A 15372-nucleotide genomic window follows, 5' to 3' on the forward strand; every position below is an offset into this window, starting at 1 on the left:
GCGATAGCCGTCAGCCGGGTAGTCGGTCGCTCTCGCACCCGCTCGCTCAGCCGCGCAGCGCGAGCGCGAACGGCAGCACCGCCCCGGCGCCGGCCTGCCGCAGCAGTCGCGCGGCGACGGTGAACGTCCAGCGCGAGTCGGCGACGTCGTCGACGAGCAGCACCGGCCCCGGATGCGCCTCGAGCTGCTCGCTGAGCGCCGGCCCGATCTGGAAAGACGACCACACGCCGGCGAGTCGGAACGCGCTGGCCCCGCCGGCGCCGCTCGGCGGCGCGTCGGGCAGGGCGTCGAGCTCGCCCAGGATCGGAAGCCGTCCGACGCGCGACAGTCCTTCCGCCAGCGAGCGGATGAGTTGCGGACGCGAGCGGCTCGGCATCGTGACGATCCCGACCGGGCGGGTGGCCCATCCCCACTCCGCGAGCACTGACACCGCAGCGTCGAGCAGGGCGGGCGGCACCGGCGCATCCTCGTGTCCGGGCGCGAAGAGCTCGCGCAGCGGACCGCCCCAGCCGAGGTCGGTGAGCCGGGCGACCGCGCGTCCTTCTTCGGGGCGCTCCGCCGGGGCGATGTTGCCGCGCACGGGGATGCCGCGTTCGCTCGCGCCGACGGGCCACTGCTTGCGCGGTTCGAGCGCGACGCCGGCGCGGCGCAGCGCGGCGTCGGCGGTCGATCGTCCGTCGCCGGCGACCTCGGCCGGGTACCAGGCACCGGCGCAGAGGTCGCAGCGTCCGCAGGGCGTCGCGCTGTCGTCGTCGAGGGCGTTCTGCAGGAACTCCATGCGGCAGCGGATCTGCTCGCTCACGCCCCGCGACTCGTAGGTCAGCATGCTGTTCTGCTCGGCCTGCCGGGCTTCGGCGATGCGCCGGTAGCGCTCCTCGTCGTAGACCCACGGCGAGCCGGTCGACACCCATCCGCCGCGCACGCGCCGCACGGCGCCATCCACGTCGAGCACCTTGAGCAGCAGTTCGAGTCGGCTGCGCTTCACGTCGACGAGCGCCTCGAGCGCGGGCGTGGAGGTCGGCTCGTCGGGGCGAAGTTCGGCGAGCACGGCTTCGGCGCGCTCGCGGGTGGGCATGCTCGTGGTGGCGAAGTACTCCCAGATCGCGCGGTCTTCGCTGCCCGGCAGCAGCAGCACGTCGGCGGAGTCGGTGGCGCGGCCGGCGCGTCCGACCTGCTGGTAGTAGGCGACGGGCGAGCTGGGCGCGCCGAGGTGCAGCACGAAACCGAGGTCGGGCTTGTCGAAGCCCATGCCGAGCGCGCTGGTGGCGACGAGCGCCTTCACCTGGTTGCCCTTGAGCGCGGCTTCGGCCTGCTGCCGCTCGGCGGTCTCGGTCTGCCCGGTGTAGGCGAGCACCTCGTGCCCGGCCTGGCGCAGCAGCCGCGCGGTGTCTTCGGCGGCGGAGACGGTGAGCGTGTAGATGATGCCCGAGCCGGGCAGGTCGCCGAGGTGCTCGAGCAGCCAGCCGAGCCGGGTGGCCTGGTCGGGCAGCTCGAGCACGCCGAGCCGCAGCGAGCGGCGCGCGAGCGGTCCGCGGATGGTGAGCACGTCATCCGTCCCGCCCAGCTGCTCGACGACGTCGGTGACGACGCGCGAGTTCGCGGTCGCGGTGGTCGCGAGCACGGGGATGGATGCGGGCAGCTCGGCGATCAGCTCGCGCAGCCGGCGGTAGTCGGGCCGGAAGTCGTGCCCCCAGTCGGAGATGCAGTGCGCTTCGTCGATCACGAGCAGTCCGGTGCGCTCGATCAGCTGCGGCAGCTGCTCTTCGCGGAACTGCGGGTTGTTGAGCCGCTCGGGCGACACCAGCAGCACGTCGATGTCGTCGGCCGCGAGCCGCGCGCGCACGTCGTCCCACTCGTGCTGATTGCTGGAGTCGATGGATGCGGCCCGCACCCCCGCCCGAGCCGCCGCCGCGACCTGGTCGCGCATCAGCGCCAGAAGAGGGGAGACGAGGATGGTCGGCCCGGCCCCGCGCCGTCGCAGCAGCAGCGTCGACACGAAGTACACGGCCGACTTGCCCCACCCGGTGCGCTGCACGACGAGCGCCCGCCGCCGATCATCGACGAGCGCCGAGATCGCCTCGAACTGCCCTTCGTGGAAGTCGGCGTCATCCCGCTGCACCAGCTCCCGCAGCGCGTCGAGTGCGGCCTCGCGTGTCGTCGTCTCCGTCATGCCTCAACGATGTCAGCACCGACCGACAGGAAATGCCGTGCTCGGATCTCCAGGCGCACGTGCGGCTGGGTGAGACAGCTAATTGCTAGGCCGAGAGGAACTGCTCGAAGCGGAAGGCAAGCCCGTCGCGACTCGGTCTCAGCCCGCGCTGTCGCGGGACTTGGATCTCACTTCTGTCCAGCTCTTGGAATCCGTGCAGCAGCATCGGCCCGTCGCGTTCCTCAAGCAGGGCCTGGTTGACGTGCATCGTGTAATCGGCATCGACGCCGATCAAGTTCTGGTCGTACGCCGAATGGTGGATCTTGCAGAGAGCGAGCCCATTGGTCACCGACGCGATTCCCTGCTCATGAGCATCGGGGACGATATGGGCGGCATCGAGAAGCTCCGGATGGTTGAGCCGGCAGACCGCACAGGAGCGCTGGTACGCGACCAGGACGCGAGCTCGGAATGCAGGCTGGTGAACCCGCTGTCTGACGAGCTGTTCGCGGTACCGACGTTCGAAGTCGTCCGCTTGGAGTAGTTCGCCTCGGCTCCGGACTTCTCCCGAGGTCGCGATGATGAACTTCCGGCGTTCCTCAACGATGTTGATCACGTACACCGGGAGTGTCGGCAAGTACACATTCGGCATGGGCTTCTGGAAGAGGATGAGCGGCGTGCGAGCCTCGAACGCGGCAAGCATCTTGCGGTTATCGCCGGCTCGGAGCGGGCCCGGCGCGAAGTCGTAGTGGAGTACCCCGTCGAGGGCGACTTCGTCGGAGTAAGGGCCCTCGGGAGAACTCACGATCGAGAGTGTCTCGTCGAGTTCGGCCGGGTTCCGGATTCCGCGATTCCGGTCGATCAAGCCGATGCGCTGGCCGCGCAGCTCGAAGTTGACGAGCTCGTCCCGGCTGACGAAGCCGCCTCGGCGCTCGACGAACGCGGTGCAGGCGGCGAATAGGTCCGCGCGGAGCCGGTCCTGCTCGTCACGCGGCAATGGCATGGGTCATGTATAGCGTGCGGTCGACGAGCATCAGGTAAGCGCACCCTAAGTTCGCGGCGGTAGCCTGGAGCACATGGCCCACGACCTCGCGAATCTGCTCGGCGACGTGGGGCCGATCGTGTTCTACCTCGTGGTGTGGGGGCTCGTGTTTGCGGGCACCGCGCTGTTCGTGGGCGTGTTCATCCCGTTCATCACGGGGGACTCGCTGCTGTTCGGCGCCGGCATCCTCACCGGTACGCACGACGACCTGTCGATCTGGATCCTCGCCCCCGGCGTCGGCATCGCCGCCGTGCTCGGCGACCAGGTCGGGTTCTGGCTCGGACGGCGGTTCGGGCGTCCGTACCTGACCAAGCGAAACGGGCGATGGGTGAAGGGCGGCATCCGCCGCGCCGAGCGCTTCTACGAGCTCTTCGGATGGTGGTCGGTCGTCATCAGCCGCTACATCCCGTGGGGTCGCGTCTTCATCCCGCCGATCGCCGGCATCAGCGGCATGAAGTACTGGCGCTTCCTCACCGCGAACATCGTCGGCGCGCTCAGCTGGGGCGTGCTCATCACCGTCATCGGCTACTTCGCCGCCGTCAACCCGACCGTGCGCCCGATCGCCTACGCGGTCGCGGGCGTCGTGATCGCCATCTCGATCGTCGCCGGCATCCGCGCCTGGGTGCTCGACCGGCGCTCGCGTCGTGCGGCCGAAGCAGATGGTGAGGCGGATGCGGCGGTCGAGCTGGATGCGAAGGCCGCCACCGCGGAGTCCTGATCGCCGGCTGCGGGGCTGTCCACCGAGTGAATGACCCGATGCGCCCGACCTGCCACCGCATCCACCCGCACCGCTAAACTTCCCTCAGTCTGCCCGCGTCGCGCCCCGCGAACGCCGACCGCAGCCGCACCACCACGACGCCCGCCACCCGCGCCCGCCGGCGCGGATCCGCGACGACACCGCCGAGGAGCCCCGCACATGCCGTCCCGCCCCCGCCCCGCGATGCCCGCCCGCATCGCCGGCTGGCGACTCGGGCAGAAGCTCGGCGAGGGGGCCTTCGGCTACGTCGTCGAGGCGAGCCGGCTGCGCGTCGACGGCACGCGTGTCGAAGCGGCGATGAAGGTCATGCAGCAGGACCCCGACATGGTTCTCGACCTCGCCCACGAGTTCAAGGTCATGAAGGGCATCGACAGCCCCTACGTCGTCAAGGTGCTCGACAGCGGCATCGAGGAGAACGACGACGACACCGCTCTGCTCTGGATCGCGACCGAGCTCGTGCGCGGACAGGACCTGCGCGACGAGGTGCGCAAGGGCGGCCCACTGACCCGTGACGAGTGGTGGACGCTCGCCCACGACCTGCTCTCGGCCCTCGACGCCACCCACCAGGTCGGCCTCGTGCACCTCGACGTCAAGCCCGCCAACGTCATGCGTCAGCCCGGCCGCTCGGTGCTCGTCGACTTCGGCATCGCCTCCTTCGTCGCCGTCTCCGATCCGGGGGATGTGGGCGGCGGCACGCCCGGCTACTGCTCGCCCGAGCAGGTCGACGGCCGCATCGACGGAGCGGATCTGCACTACGCCGCCGATCTCTTCGCCGCGGCCTGCACCCTGACCTTCGCCGGCATCGGACGCTCGCCGTGGCGCGTGCCCAAGGTCAGCGCCCGCGAGCTCGGCGCCGCGCTGCACCGCACCCTGACGACCGATCCGCCGTACCTCACCGGCCTCGACGCCCAGCAGGTGCAGCTGCTCACCCCGATGCTCTCGGTGGACCCGAGCAAGCGTCCCAGCGCCGAGCAGGCCCTCGAGTTCGTGGCCGAGCAGCGCGAAGCGCACCGCCGCGCCGCCTTCGGCACCGCCGCGACCAACCTCGGCGGTCATCCCGCCTTCCCGGCGCAGCCCGGGGGAGCGGCGCCCGGCGCCGTGCTGCACGGCGCGGCGAGCACGCCCGGAGCGCCGTCCGCCCCGAGCCAGCCCGCCGGTCCGGCCTCGGTCGGATCCTTCGCCCCGGGATCGCTGCAGCCCGGTTCGCACCAGCCCGGATCGCTGCAGTCGGGCTCCTTCTCGTCGAACTCCGGCGGCGGGCCCTCGAACGGCCCCGGGTCGCACCAGCCGGGCTCGCTGGGATCGGGCTCGTTCTCGTCGAACCCCGGCACCGGGTCGGCGCCCGGATCGTTCGGGGCGCCCGCGCAGCATCCGGGAGCGTCCGGCTTCGGCGGAGCGGGGTCGGCGAGTGCGGATCCCGGAACCGCTGGGGGATCCGGCACGGGAACGGGCGGTCCGGCGACGGGCGGCTTCGGCACGGGTGCGCCGTCGGGCGGCCCGGATGCGGGCATCACCGGGCATGGAACGAACAGCCCGAGCGTCGACGGCCTCGGCGCGAGCAACCCGGGATCCGGCGGAACCGGCGGATCCGGTGCGAATGCCCCCGTCGGCGGCGGCTCCGGCCCCGCTGGTGCGACGCCGGGCGCGGGGTGGAACCCAGTGCCCGATGCCGCCTCGATGCCGCCGGTCGTCCCGGCTCCGCTGCTCGGAACGCCGGGAGCTCCGGTGCCGCCGCCGGCCGGCTTCGCGCCGCCGCAGCCCGTCGCCCCCGGAGCCGCCGCTCCGATGAACACGGCGACCCAGCATCCCGCGACCTTCGTCAACGGACCCCTCGCCGGCCCCTCGGCGCCCCCGTCGTCGGCGCCGATCTCGCAGGCCCCGATGTCTCAGAGCTTCGCTCCCCAGTCGTTCTCGACCCCGATGCCGCCGCAGGGCCCGGCGCCCGCGAATGCCGCGAACGAGTTCGACGGAGGCGACGCCACCGTCCACCGCTTCACGAACGCGCCGGCCGCGCCGACGAACCCGGGTGCCGCGCACGGCGCGAGCGCCGCCGATCCGTCCGGTGAGCCCCGCTCCTACTTCGCCGTCTGGCTGCTCTCCTGGCTGCTGGGCGTGGTCGGCGCCGACCGCTTCTACGTCGGCCGCCCTGTCTCGGGCGTGCTCAAGCTGATCACCGCCGGCGGCATCGGCGTCTGGGCGATCATGGACCTCATCCTGCTGTCGTGGGATGTGCTCAGCGACGGCAAGGGCCGGCGCCTGATCGCCCCCGAGTCGAGCCGTGGAATGCTGCGGGCGATCTCGATCATCTCGGGCGTGCTCTGGACGATCTTCATCCTGCTGTTCGCCCTGACGACGATCCCCACGACCTGACGTCGCGCGCGCGGCGGGAGCCGGCGGCGCCGTCCGGAGACGACTCGGGCCCGATCCGCGTGCGCGGACCGGGCCCGAGTGGCGACGTCGAACGTCAGTGCGCGGCGTAGCCGCCATCGACGAGGTGGTAGCTGCCCGTGATGAACGAGGCGGCGTCGGAAGCGAGGAACGCGACGAGCGACGCGACCTCGTCGGGCTGACCGAGGCGGCCGAGGGCGTGCTGGTCGGCGAGCGCCTTCTGCGCCTCGGCGGTGAGGTTGGCGTCCACGAGCGGGGTGTGGATGAAGCCGGGGCCGACCGCGTTGACGCGCACCTTGGCGGCGCCGTACTCGAGTGCGGCGTTCTTGGTGAGTCCGATCACGCCGTGCTTGGTCGTGACGTAGGCCGACGACATCGGGATGCCGACCGAGCCGAGCACCGAGGCCATGTTGATGATCGAGCCGCCGCCGTTCTTGACGAGCTCGGGAATCTGGAAGCGCAGGCCGTAGAAGACCGCGTTGAGGTTGACCGCGACGACCTTCTGCCAGCTGTCGATCGGGTACTCGCCGACCGGAGCCGCGGCGCCGCCGATGCCGGCGTTGTTGACGGCGATGCCGAAGGGGGCGAGCGCGGCGGCCGCGGCGACCGACTTCTCGGCGACGGCCGGGTCGGAGATGTCGCCGACGAAGGCCTGGGCGGTGCCGCCGGCGGCCGCGATCTCGGCGACGACGGCCTCGGCCGATTCGGCGCGCAGGTCGGCGACGAGCACGCTGGCGCCGCTCGCAGCGAGGGTGTGCGCGACGGCGCGGCCGATGCCGGATCCGCCTCCGGTGACGAGAGCGGAGCGTCCGGAGACGTCGTACTGGGCCATGGTGCTGAACCTCCTGGGATGCGCTGACGCGAGCAGGGCGGTGGCCGGGAGGCGTCGGCTTTCGTGACGGCGGCGGGTCTGTCGCCGCAGGAAAAACTACACCCGTTCCGCAGTGTATGCTTACGCATGGATGTTCGTGTTGACTCGAACCGCGGCTCACCGCATCCGCTCGCCGCCCGGCCGGCGCGGCCATCGCGACGCGCCCAGTCGAGATGTTCGGACAAAGGGTCTAAAACGACGCTCGTCCACTAACGTTCGGCATGATGGATGCACGTCAACGCCGCAGCCGCGCCGCCCTCCGCGCCGCCGTGCTCGAGCTCGCCGCCGAACGGTCGATCGCCGAGGTCACCGCCACCGACATCGCCGCGGCCGCGGGGGTGCACCGCACGACCTTCTACCAGCACGCCGCGTCGCCGGTCGACCTGCTGCTGGATGCGCTGGGCGCCGAGATCGACGAGGCCCGCGAGCGCACCCTCACCGATACCGCCGCGGCGCCGGTCGAGGCCATCGTCGCCGTGTCGCGCGCCGTGATCGAGCACATCGACCACCACGCCGCCGTCTACCGCCGCGGACTCGGCCCCGACAGCGGCGGCGGCAGCCTGCACCGGATGCTCGGCGACCACTTCCTCACCTCGATCGACCTGCTGCGCGAGCAGGGGCGCGTCCCCGATGCCCCCGTACCCGCGGGCGCCGACAGCGTCTACGTGCAGGCCAGCGTCGACCGTCACCACGCCGACGGCGCCGTCGGCGCGATCGCGGTCTGGCTCGACCTGCCCGAGCCGCGCGACCCCGACGTGTTCATCGGCATCCTCGACGTCATCCAGCCCGCCTGGTGGCCGAAGTCCTGACCCCGCGACTGCGCAGCGCGACAGCCGAGGACGTTCCCCGGCTGCTTGCACTGGAGCCGGCGGACGGCACCCGTTTCATCGACGCCGACCGTCTGCGGGGCGACCTGGATACCGGGGGACTCCGCCTCGACACGATCTGGATCGCCGAGCTCGATGGGCGCATCGTGGGCCGGGCGCTGTGGTGGGGTCCGCCGGGGGAGCAGCATCCGGTCGCCCTCGACGAGCTGTGGGTGGCACCCGACGCCGTCGTCGATGCCGAGGAGGTCGGACTCGCACTGCTCGAGGCCGGTCATGCGGCGCTCCGCGCCTCGGGCGTCGAGCGGATGCCGGGCTTCGATATCGAGGCACTGGCCGACTGGCGCGATCGCTCCGACCTCGCCGCGGCCGTCGGCTGGCGGGAGCGAGTGGCCGAGCGGGCCGGGCTCGGCCAACGGCTCGAGCGCGTGAAGCTGCTCTGGCGGCGGGGCGACCCGGTGCCGGCGGCGCCGACGCGGGTCGGATTCCGCCCGGCATCCGATGAGGCCTTCATCGCGACACTGACCCGGGTCGCGCGCGGCTCGCTCGACGCCACGACGCACCGCGAGATCGCCGCGGTCGGAGCCGAGCAGCACGCCCGCGACGAGTTCGCCTTCTATGCCGGGCTGCCCGGTCGGCGTGGTGACTGGCGCCTCGCGTTCGACCGCGGGGTCGGCGGAGCCGGCTCCGTCGACGAAGGCTCCATCGACGACGTGATCGGCGTGATCATCCCCTCGCGCTCCGCCTACTCCGCGAGCGTCAGCTACCTCGGCGTCGTGCCCGAAGCTCGCGGTCGCGGCTACGGTCTCGACTTGCTCGACGAGATCACGCGTGTGCACGCCCGGGCGGACGAGCCGGAGATCACGGCCCTCACGGATGCCGACAACACGCCCATGCGTCGCACCTTCGCCCGCGGCGGATACCGCGAGACAGGCGTGCGCATCGTGCGCGAGCCGGCGCATCCGCTCGAGCCCTGACGGGCTGAGCGTCTAACTACGCGCGCTCGCGCCAGGCCCCGGCCAGCGCGATCGGCAGCAGCACCATCGAGCGCAGGTCGAACAGGGCGTGCACGGCGATCGGCACCCAGATCATGCCGGTCGCGACATACAGCGCGAAGAAGATCAGCCCGAGCACCGTCGCGGTCAGCATTCCGCGCCAGCCCTGATAGGCGTGCAGCGAGCCGAACAGCAGGATCGCGAGCAGGGCGGCGAGGGGCGCAGCGGCCGCACCGATAGCGGGGATCGCGCCGAGCACGCTGAAGATCAGCGTCGGCACAGCCAGGCGGAACAGCAGCTCCTCCATCACGCCCGCGTTGAGTGACATCCCCGCGCCGTACGCGAGTTCTCGCCGGTTGCGCGGCAGCAGCGCGCGCACGTCGCCGACCGCGGGGATCTCATCGACCTTCCCTCTCAGCAGGATCGCGGGCAGCGCGAGCGCGACCAGGAACAGCACCCCGAGCGCGATCCCGATCGTCGTGCCGCGACCGCCGTCGAGCCCCGGCAGCAGCAGCCCGAACGGACCCCAGGCGCGCAGCTCGGCGAGCATCCGCCCGACGTCGCCGGCGACGGCGAGCAGGATGACGACGGTCAGCCCCGCGAAGACGGTGAAGCCCTCGATCAGCCAACGTCGGTAGACGCGCTGCCGCGCCCACGTCGAGGTGAGGCGGCGGAAGCGCGCGTACTGCTCGCGGTCCTTGAGCACGCCGCGCCAGATCAGCACGGCGGTCACGAGCAGCAGCAGCGCGAGCCGGGCGGCGAAGACGGCATCCATCGGGTTCATCTTGCCGGGTCGCGGCCGAGAGAACCGGCGGAGGGTCGGATGCGAGGTCGCCGGGGAATGCCGGAGGCGGGCTCCGCATTGCATCACGGTGATGACCCGCACCCTCGCCGCCCCCGCATTCGCGTCTCCGACACGCACCCCGAGCCCGCTCGCCGGCATCTCGAACCCGGGAGCGCGGCTGTGAGCGGCGCCGCCCCGGTCGCCGGCGTCGGCCTCCGCTCGGAGCGCGGGCCCATCCTGCTGGCGCTCATGCTCTCGACGGGCCTCATCGCGATCGACTCGACGATCCTCGCAACCGCGGTGCCGACGATCACGCGCGAGCTCGGCGGCTTCGCGCAGTTCCCGTGGCTGTTCTCGATCTACCTGCTCGCGCAGGCCGTGGCTGTGCCGGTCTACTCGAAGCTCGCCGACACCCTCGGCCGCAAGCCGGTCATGCTCGCGGGCATCGCGCTGTTCCTGCTCGGGTCGATCCTCTGCGGGGTCGCCTGGGACATGCCCTCGCTCATCGCCTTCCGCGCCGTGCAGGGCCTCGGTGCCGGCGCCATCCAGCCGCTCGCGATGACGATCGCGGGCGACATCTACACGCTCGCCGAGCGCGCGAAGACGCAGGGCTACATGGCCAGCGTCTGGGCGATCTCGTCGGTCGTCGGGCCGACGCTCGGCGGCGTCTTCGCCCAGCTGGATGCGTGGCGCTGGATCTTCTTCATCAACGTGCCGCTCTGCCTGATCGCGGCCGCGCTGCTGCTGCGCAACTTCCACGAGAGCGTCGAGAAGCGGAAGCACCGCATCGACTACCTCGGCGCCGCGCTGCTGACCGGAGCGCTCGCACTGCTGATCCTCGGGGTGCTCGAGGGCGGACAGGCGTGGGCCTGGGCATCGACACCCAGCTTCGTCGTCTTCGGCGTCGGGGCGCTGCTGCTCGTCGCGGCGCTGATCGTCGAGAGCCGCGCAGCCGAGCCGATCCTGCCGCTGCGGATGCTGCGCAGTCGGCTGCTCGTCACGACCAACCTGATCTCGCTCGCGATCGGCGCCGTCGTGCTCGGGCTCACCTCGTACGTGCCGACGTATCTCGAGGGCTCGATCGGCACCGCGCCGCTGCTGGCCGGGCTCGCGCTCGCCGCGCTCACGCTCGGCTGGCCCATCGCGGCGACGCTGTCGGGTCGGCTCTATCTGCGCTTCGGGTTCAAGCGCACGGTGCTCACCGGCATGGTGTTCCTGATGATCGGCACGCTCGCGCTCGTCGCGACCGCCGGCACCCCGAGTGTCGTCACGGTCGCGATCACCGCCTTCGTCACCGGACTCGGCTGCGGGCTCATCGCGACGCCCTCGCTGCTCGCGGCGCAGTCGACGGCGAGCTGGGGCGAGCGCGGCGTCGTCACCGGACTCAACATGTTCGCGCGCAGCGTCGGCAGCGCTGTCGGCGTCGCCGTGTTCGGTGCGATCGCGAACGCGCTCATCCGCACGGGCGCCGGCGGCGAGCAGGTGGCGTCGTCGGTCGTCGCCGGATCGTCGGCGGTGTTCGTCGCGGTCGTCGTGGTCGCACTGCTGGCGCTCGCCGCCGCGGTCGCGATGCCGCGCACGCCGGTCGCGCAGCGCGAAGCGCCCGCGGCGGGCGCACCCGGAGCCGGCGCCGGCGAGGCCGAGCAGCCCGCCTGACCGCTGTCTCGGCTGGATCGCCGCTACGAGCGGATGCGCGCGGTGACCTCGATCTCGATGAGCATCTCCGGCTCCATGAGCGGAACCTGCATCATCGTCGCGGCCGGTCGCACCTCGCCGAACACCTCGCGCAGGGCGGGCCAGCACTCGCTGAAGCGCGAGCCGTCGGTCAGCAGGTAGTGCACCCGCACGACGTCGGCGAAGGACGCACCGGCCTCGGTCAGCGCGGCGCCGATGTTGCGCAGCGTCTGCGCCGTCTGCTCGCCGAGGTCGCTCGAGATCGCACCGGTGGAGTAGTCGTACCCGGTCGTGCCCGAGACGAACACCCAGTCGCCGTCGACGACCGCACGCGAGTAGCCGATCTGCGCCTCGAAGTCGGAGCCGCTGGAGATGAGTCGTCGTGTCATGCGCTCATCGTGGCAGTCGCCGCGCCGGCGCGATGACCACGGCGGACGCGCGCATCCACCACGCGGCAGGATGGAGGCATGTCGGAGCTCGTGGCGGCCGTGACCGCGCATCCTCGTCTCGATGAGCTGATCGCCGTGCTCGAGCGGCTGCGGGCGCCGGGCGGATGCGCCTGGGATCGCGACCAGACCCATGCGAGCCTGGTGCGCTACCTCGTCGAGGAGAGCGCCGAGCTGGTCGAGGCGATCGAGTCGGGCGACGACGCCGAGATGGTCGAAGAGCTCGGCGATGTGCTCTACCAGGTCGTCTTCCACGCGGACATCGCGGCGGAGGAAGGTCGCTTCACGATCGAGGACGTCGCGGCGCACATGACCGCGAAGATGGTCGGCCGGCATCCGCACGTCTTCGGCGACGGCGAGGTCGTCGCCGACACGGCCGACGCGGTCGCGAGCAACTGGGATGCGTGGAAGGCGCAGGAGAAGCCGGAGCGCACGAGCGTGCTCGACGGCGTTCCCGATGCGATGCCCTCGCTCGCTCTGGCCGAGAAGCTGCTCGGCCGCGCCGACAAGGTCGGACACGTGGTCGAGGTGCCGACGGCGCTCGCCGCCGATGCGCCCGCCGACGAGGAGGAGCTCGGGCGTCGCCTGCTCGAGCTCGTGACGGTGGCGCGGGGGAGCGGGCTGGATGCCGAGCGCGCCCTGCGCGGCGCGATCCGCCGACTCAAGGCCGACATCCGCGCGGTCGAAGCCGGCGGCGAACCCCCGACATCCTCGGTGTAAACGCGGCAGTCGGCCGAGACGGCGAGGACACGGCCGCAACGCAGCGCAGCGCGCACGGCCGGGACGGTCCGCCAGCGCGAAGCGTGGCGGACCCTGCGCCTCAGCACGGCACACCCCCGGTGCGCCGCTCACAGTGGCCGGGTACCCACCCGAAATAGGGAACCCGGCAGCGCCGTGACACAGACATCGGGGCCCTCGACGACTCCGATGCTCCCGCGGACGCGCCCCTGCGCGTGCCGCGATGGTCGTGTACGCGCACGGCGTGGGGAGATGGCCCGGCCGGGACCGGTCCGGGCTCTGCCGTGGGGACGCACGACGACCGCCGTCAGTGTATTCGCATAACGGTCGTAATCAAAACGCTCGTTCTGGCAATAGGCTGAGCCTGTCTGAGCACGCGAGGGAGACGCCGATGCCGAGACGACCCGACCCGAATCGCAAGCAGGAGCTGCTGGGGCAGATCATCGAGTATCTGCTCGGCAGCTCTCTCGCCGGCATGACCTTCCGCACGCTCGCGGACGCCCTGGGGGTGAGCACCTACTCGCTCGTGTACCACTTCGGCACCCGCGCCGAGCTGGTGCAGGAGATCGTGCGCGCGATCACCGGGCGCCAGCAGGAGCTGCTGGACGCGCATCCGCCGGCGACCGCCTCGCTCGAGAGCTACCTCGAGGGCTTCGCCTCGTACTGGCGGCAGTCGCAGAGCGAACGCAACCGTCAGCTGCGTCGACTCGAGATCGAGGCGGCCATGATCGAGGCGCTCGACCCCGACTCGATCCCGATCATCCGCGCCGCCAACGAGTCGTACCGCGCAGCGGCGACCGAATCGCTCGTGACGCTCGGACTGAGCGACGAGGATGCGCGGCGCGAGGCCGGCGTGATGGTGGCGCTCGTCTACGGCATGCAGCTCGATGCGGTGCTGACCGGCGACACCGAGCGGGTCAACGAGAACTTCGCGGCCGCTCTCGACCAGTTCCGCGCGCGGATCGAGGCGCATCGTGCCGCGCGCGCAGGTCGCGACGCCGCCTCGGGATCCGGCGTTTCGAAAGCGGCCGCCGCGCACTGAGCGATGCGTTGCTCACGAGCTGAAGGCCGACATCCCTCGAATGAAGCGGATGCCGGCCTTCGGTCCGGGCGGTTCGTGAGGCTCAGGCCTCGTGCAGGTAGTGCCCGGCGGCGATGTCCTCGATCAGCGTCGGGCTCGTCGGCGTCCAGCCGAGGGTCTCGCGCGTGATCGCGTTCGACGCCGGCATGTCGATCGCCCAGAAGGCGCCGATGAAGCCGAAGTGCTCGGCGGCGTCGTCCGGGTCGACGGAGGCCGTGGGCAGACCGAGCGACTCGGCGATGGCCGCGGCGATGTCGCGGGTCGCGACCTCCTGCTCGCCGACGACGTGCGCGCGGAAGCCGGCGGGCGCGGCGCCGAGCGCGAGGCGCACGGCCGTGGCGGCGTCACGACGGTGCACCGCTGACCAGCGCGCCGATCCGTCGCCCACGTAGCCGGCGACGCCGTTGCGCCGGGCGGCCGCGACGATCTGCGGGATGAAGCCGTGCTCTCCGCCCTCGCCGTGCACGGTCGGGGCGAAGCGCAGCGCGATGCTGTGCACGCCGCGGTCGACGGCGTCGAGGGCGAGCGCCTCGGTCCCTCCGCGCGGGGCTTCGGGGCCGGAGAACGGCACGGCGTCGTTCTCGGTGACGACCTTGCCGGGCCAGAACGCGGTGCCCGAGGCGAGCGCGAAGCGGCGGTCGCTGCCGGCCAGCACGTCGACGAGGGTCTCGACGGCGACGCGCTCGGCGCGGTTCGACTCAGCCGGGTTCGACCAGTCGTGCTTGTTGGCGAGGTGCACGACCGCCTCGGCTTGCTCGGCGCCGCGGCGCAGCGAGTCGAGGTCGTCGAGTCCGCCGAGCAGCGGCTCGGCTCCGGCGGTGCGCACGCGCTCGGCGGCGGCGTCGGAGCGCACGAGGCCGACGACCTCGTGACCGTTCGCGACGAGCTCGTCGGTCACGGCGGATCCGATCCAGCCGGATGCTCCGGTGACGAAGACCTTCATGGTTCCTCCTTCGCCCCGTCGCGGTCGGCGGGGGTTGATGTCAGGTTGTGACATCATGGTAGCACGAGTGATGTCAGTGTGTGACATGACGTAGGATCGGCGCATGGGACGCTGGGAACCGGGGGCACGCGAGCGACTCCAGCTCGCCGCGCTGGAGCTCTTCATCGAGAACGGCTTCGAGGCCACCACCGTCGCCGAGATCGCCCGTCGCGCCGAGCTCACCGAGCGCACCTTCTACCGTCACTTCTCCGACAAGCGCGAGGTGATCTTCGACGGGCAGGACCTGCTCGTCGACGCCTTCGTCGCCGGGGTGGTCGGCGGTCCCGAGGGCGCCTCTCCGCGCGACCTGGCCGAAGCCGCCGTCGCCGCGTCCGGCTCGTTCTTCACCGACGAGCGCCGCCCGTGGTCGCGTCGGCGTCAGGCGGCGATCGACTCCGACACCGGTCTGCGCGAGCGCGAGTCGCTCAAGATGGGCGTGCTCGCGCGCGCGCTGACCGCGGCGCTACGTGACCGCGGCGTCGGCGACCCGACCGCCGAGCTCGCCGCCGACGCCGCGATCTCGGTGTTCCGCGTCTCCTTCGCCCAGTGGATCGCGGCCGACGAGACCCGCTCGATCGACGAGATCCAGGCGTCGCTCTTCGCCGCCCAGCGCGCCCTCGCCTGACCCGCTCCGGGTCTCCGCG

At 71.8% G+C, this 15372-nt stretch carries 14 protein-coding genes; 8 read left to right on the forward strand and 6 right to left on the reverse strand.

Translation table 11 applies throughout. The annotated features are described in order from the left end of the window. Nucleotides 1-46 precede the first annotated feature (46 nt). Nucleotides 47-2170, reverse strand: coding sequence for a RecQ family ATP-dependent DNA helicase (locus BJ979_RS10055; protein ID WP_179567540.1), 2124 nt, complete (start codon nucleotides 2168-2170; stop codon nucleotides 47-49). 85 nt (nucleotides 2171-2255) lie between these two features. Beyond that, nucleotides 2256-3149 carry an HNH endonuclease gene (locus BJ979_RS10060; RefSeq protein WP_179567542.1) on the reverse strand — a complete coding sequence of 298 codons (894 nt, stop codon included), beginning with the start codon at nucleotides 3147-3149 and terminating at the stop codon, nucleotides 2256-2258. Nucleotides 3150-3222: 73 nt separating this feature from the next. Between BJ979_RS10060 and BJ979_RS10065 the strand changes: the two genes are divergently transcribed. Continuing rightward, a complete protein-coding gene (locus tag BJ979_RS10065) occupies nucleotides 3223-3906 on the forward strand; it encodes a DedA family protein (protein ID WP_179567544.1) in 684 nt (227 codons plus the stop codon). A 198-nt stretch (nucleotides 3907-4104) separates the two neighbouring features. Then, entirely contained in the window at nucleotides 4105-6315 is a 2211-nt protein-coding gene (locus BJ979_RS10070; protein ID WP_179567546.1) for a protein kinase domain-containing protein, read from the forward strand. A gap of 94 nt (nucleotides 6316-6409) precedes the next feature. Here BJ979_RS10070 and BJ979_RS10075 read toward each other — a convergent pair whose 3' ends face one another. Next, entirely contained in the window at nucleotides 6410-7165 is a 756-nt protein-coding gene (locus BJ979_RS10075) for an SDR family NAD(P)-dependent oxidoreductase (RefSeq protein WP_179567548.1), read from the reverse strand. A gap of 263 nt (nucleotides 7166-7428) precedes the next feature. On the opposite strand from BJ979_RS10075, the gene BJ979_RS10080 reads away from it, so the two are divergent. Both BJ979_RS10080 and BJ979_RS10085 read left to right on the forward strand, forming a co-directional pair. Next, nucleotides 7429-8013, forward strand: a complete 585-nt coding sequence (locus tag BJ979_RS10080; RefSeq protein WP_179567550.1) for a TetR/AcrR family transcriptional regulator — start codon at nucleotides 7429-7431, stop codon at nucleotides 8011-8013. Further along, on the forward strand, nucleotides 7998-9005 hold the full coding sequence (locus tag BJ979_RS10085) for a GNAT family N-acetyltransferase (protein WP_179567552.1): 1008 nt from the start codon (nucleotides 7998-8000) through the stop codon (nucleotides 9003-9005). The genes BJ979_RS10080 and BJ979_RS10085 overlap by 16 nt, the downstream gene beginning before the upstream one ends. Nucleotides 9006-9021: 16 nt before the next feature. Here BJ979_RS10085 and BJ979_RS10090 read toward each other — a convergent pair whose 3' ends face one another. After that, nucleotides 9022-9798, reverse strand: a complete 777-nt coding sequence (locus BJ979_RS10090; protein WP_179567553.1) for a CPBP family intramembrane glutamic endopeptidase — start codon at nucleotides 9796-9798, stop codon at nucleotides 9022-9024. A 258-nt stretch (nucleotides 9799-10056) separates the two neighbouring features. On the opposite strand from BJ979_RS10090, the gene BJ979_RS10095 reads away from it, so the two are divergent. Next, complete coding sequence (locus BJ979_RS10095) at nucleotides 10057-11463, forward strand: MFS transporter (RefSeq protein ID WP_246287092.1); 1407 nt, start codon at nucleotides 10057-10059, stop codon at nucleotides 11461-11463. Between the two features lie 23 nt (nucleotides 11464-11486). Here BJ979_RS10095 and BJ979_RS10100 read toward each other — a convergent pair whose 3' ends face one another. Then, a complete protein-coding gene (locus BJ979_RS10100; protein WP_179567554.1) occupies nucleotides 11487-11870 on the reverse strand; it encodes a RidA family protein in 384 nt (127 codons plus the stop codon). A 78-nt stretch (nucleotides 11871-11948) separates the two neighbouring features. Between BJ979_RS10100 and mazG the strand changes: the two genes are divergently transcribed. Together mazG and BJ979_RS10110 are read left to right on the forward strand one after the other, a co-directional pair. Continuing rightward, nucleotides 11949-12647, forward strand: a complete 699-nt coding sequence (gene mazG / locus BJ979_RS10105) for a nucleoside triphosphate pyrophosphohydrolase (protein WP_179567555.1) — start codon at nucleotides 11949-11951, stop codon at nucleotides 12645-12647. A gap of 409 nt (nucleotides 12648-13056) precedes the next feature. Next, complete coding sequence (locus tag BJ979_RS10110) at nucleotides 13057-13707, forward strand: TetR/AcrR family transcriptional regulator (RefSeq protein WP_179567556.1); 651 nt, start codon at nucleotides 13057-13059, stop codon at nucleotides 13705-13707. Nucleotides 13708-13789: 82 nt separating this feature from the next. Here the strand turns inward: BJ979_RS10110 and BJ979_RS10115 are convergent, their stop codons facing one another. After that, on the reverse strand, nucleotides 13790-14689 hold the full coding sequence (locus BJ979_RS10115; protein ID WP_179567557.1) for an SDR family oxidoreductase: 900 nt from the start codon (nucleotides 14687-14689) through the stop codon (nucleotides 13790-13792). A gap of 103 nt (nucleotides 14690-14792) precedes the next feature. On the opposite strand from BJ979_RS10115, the gene BJ979_RS10120 reads away from it, so the two are divergent. Next, on the forward strand, nucleotides 14793-15353 hold the full coding sequence (locus BJ979_RS10120; RefSeq protein ID WP_179567558.1) for a TetR/AcrR family transcriptional regulator: 561 nt from the start codon (nucleotides 14793-14795) through the stop codon (nucleotides 15351-15353). Nucleotides 15354-15372: the final 19 nt, after the last annotated feature.

It is taken from the genome of Schumannella luteola, assembly GCF_013408685.1.
Taxonomy (GTDB): Bacteria; Actinomycetota; Actinomycetes; order Actinomycetales; family Microbacteriaceae; genus Schumannella; species Schumannella luteola.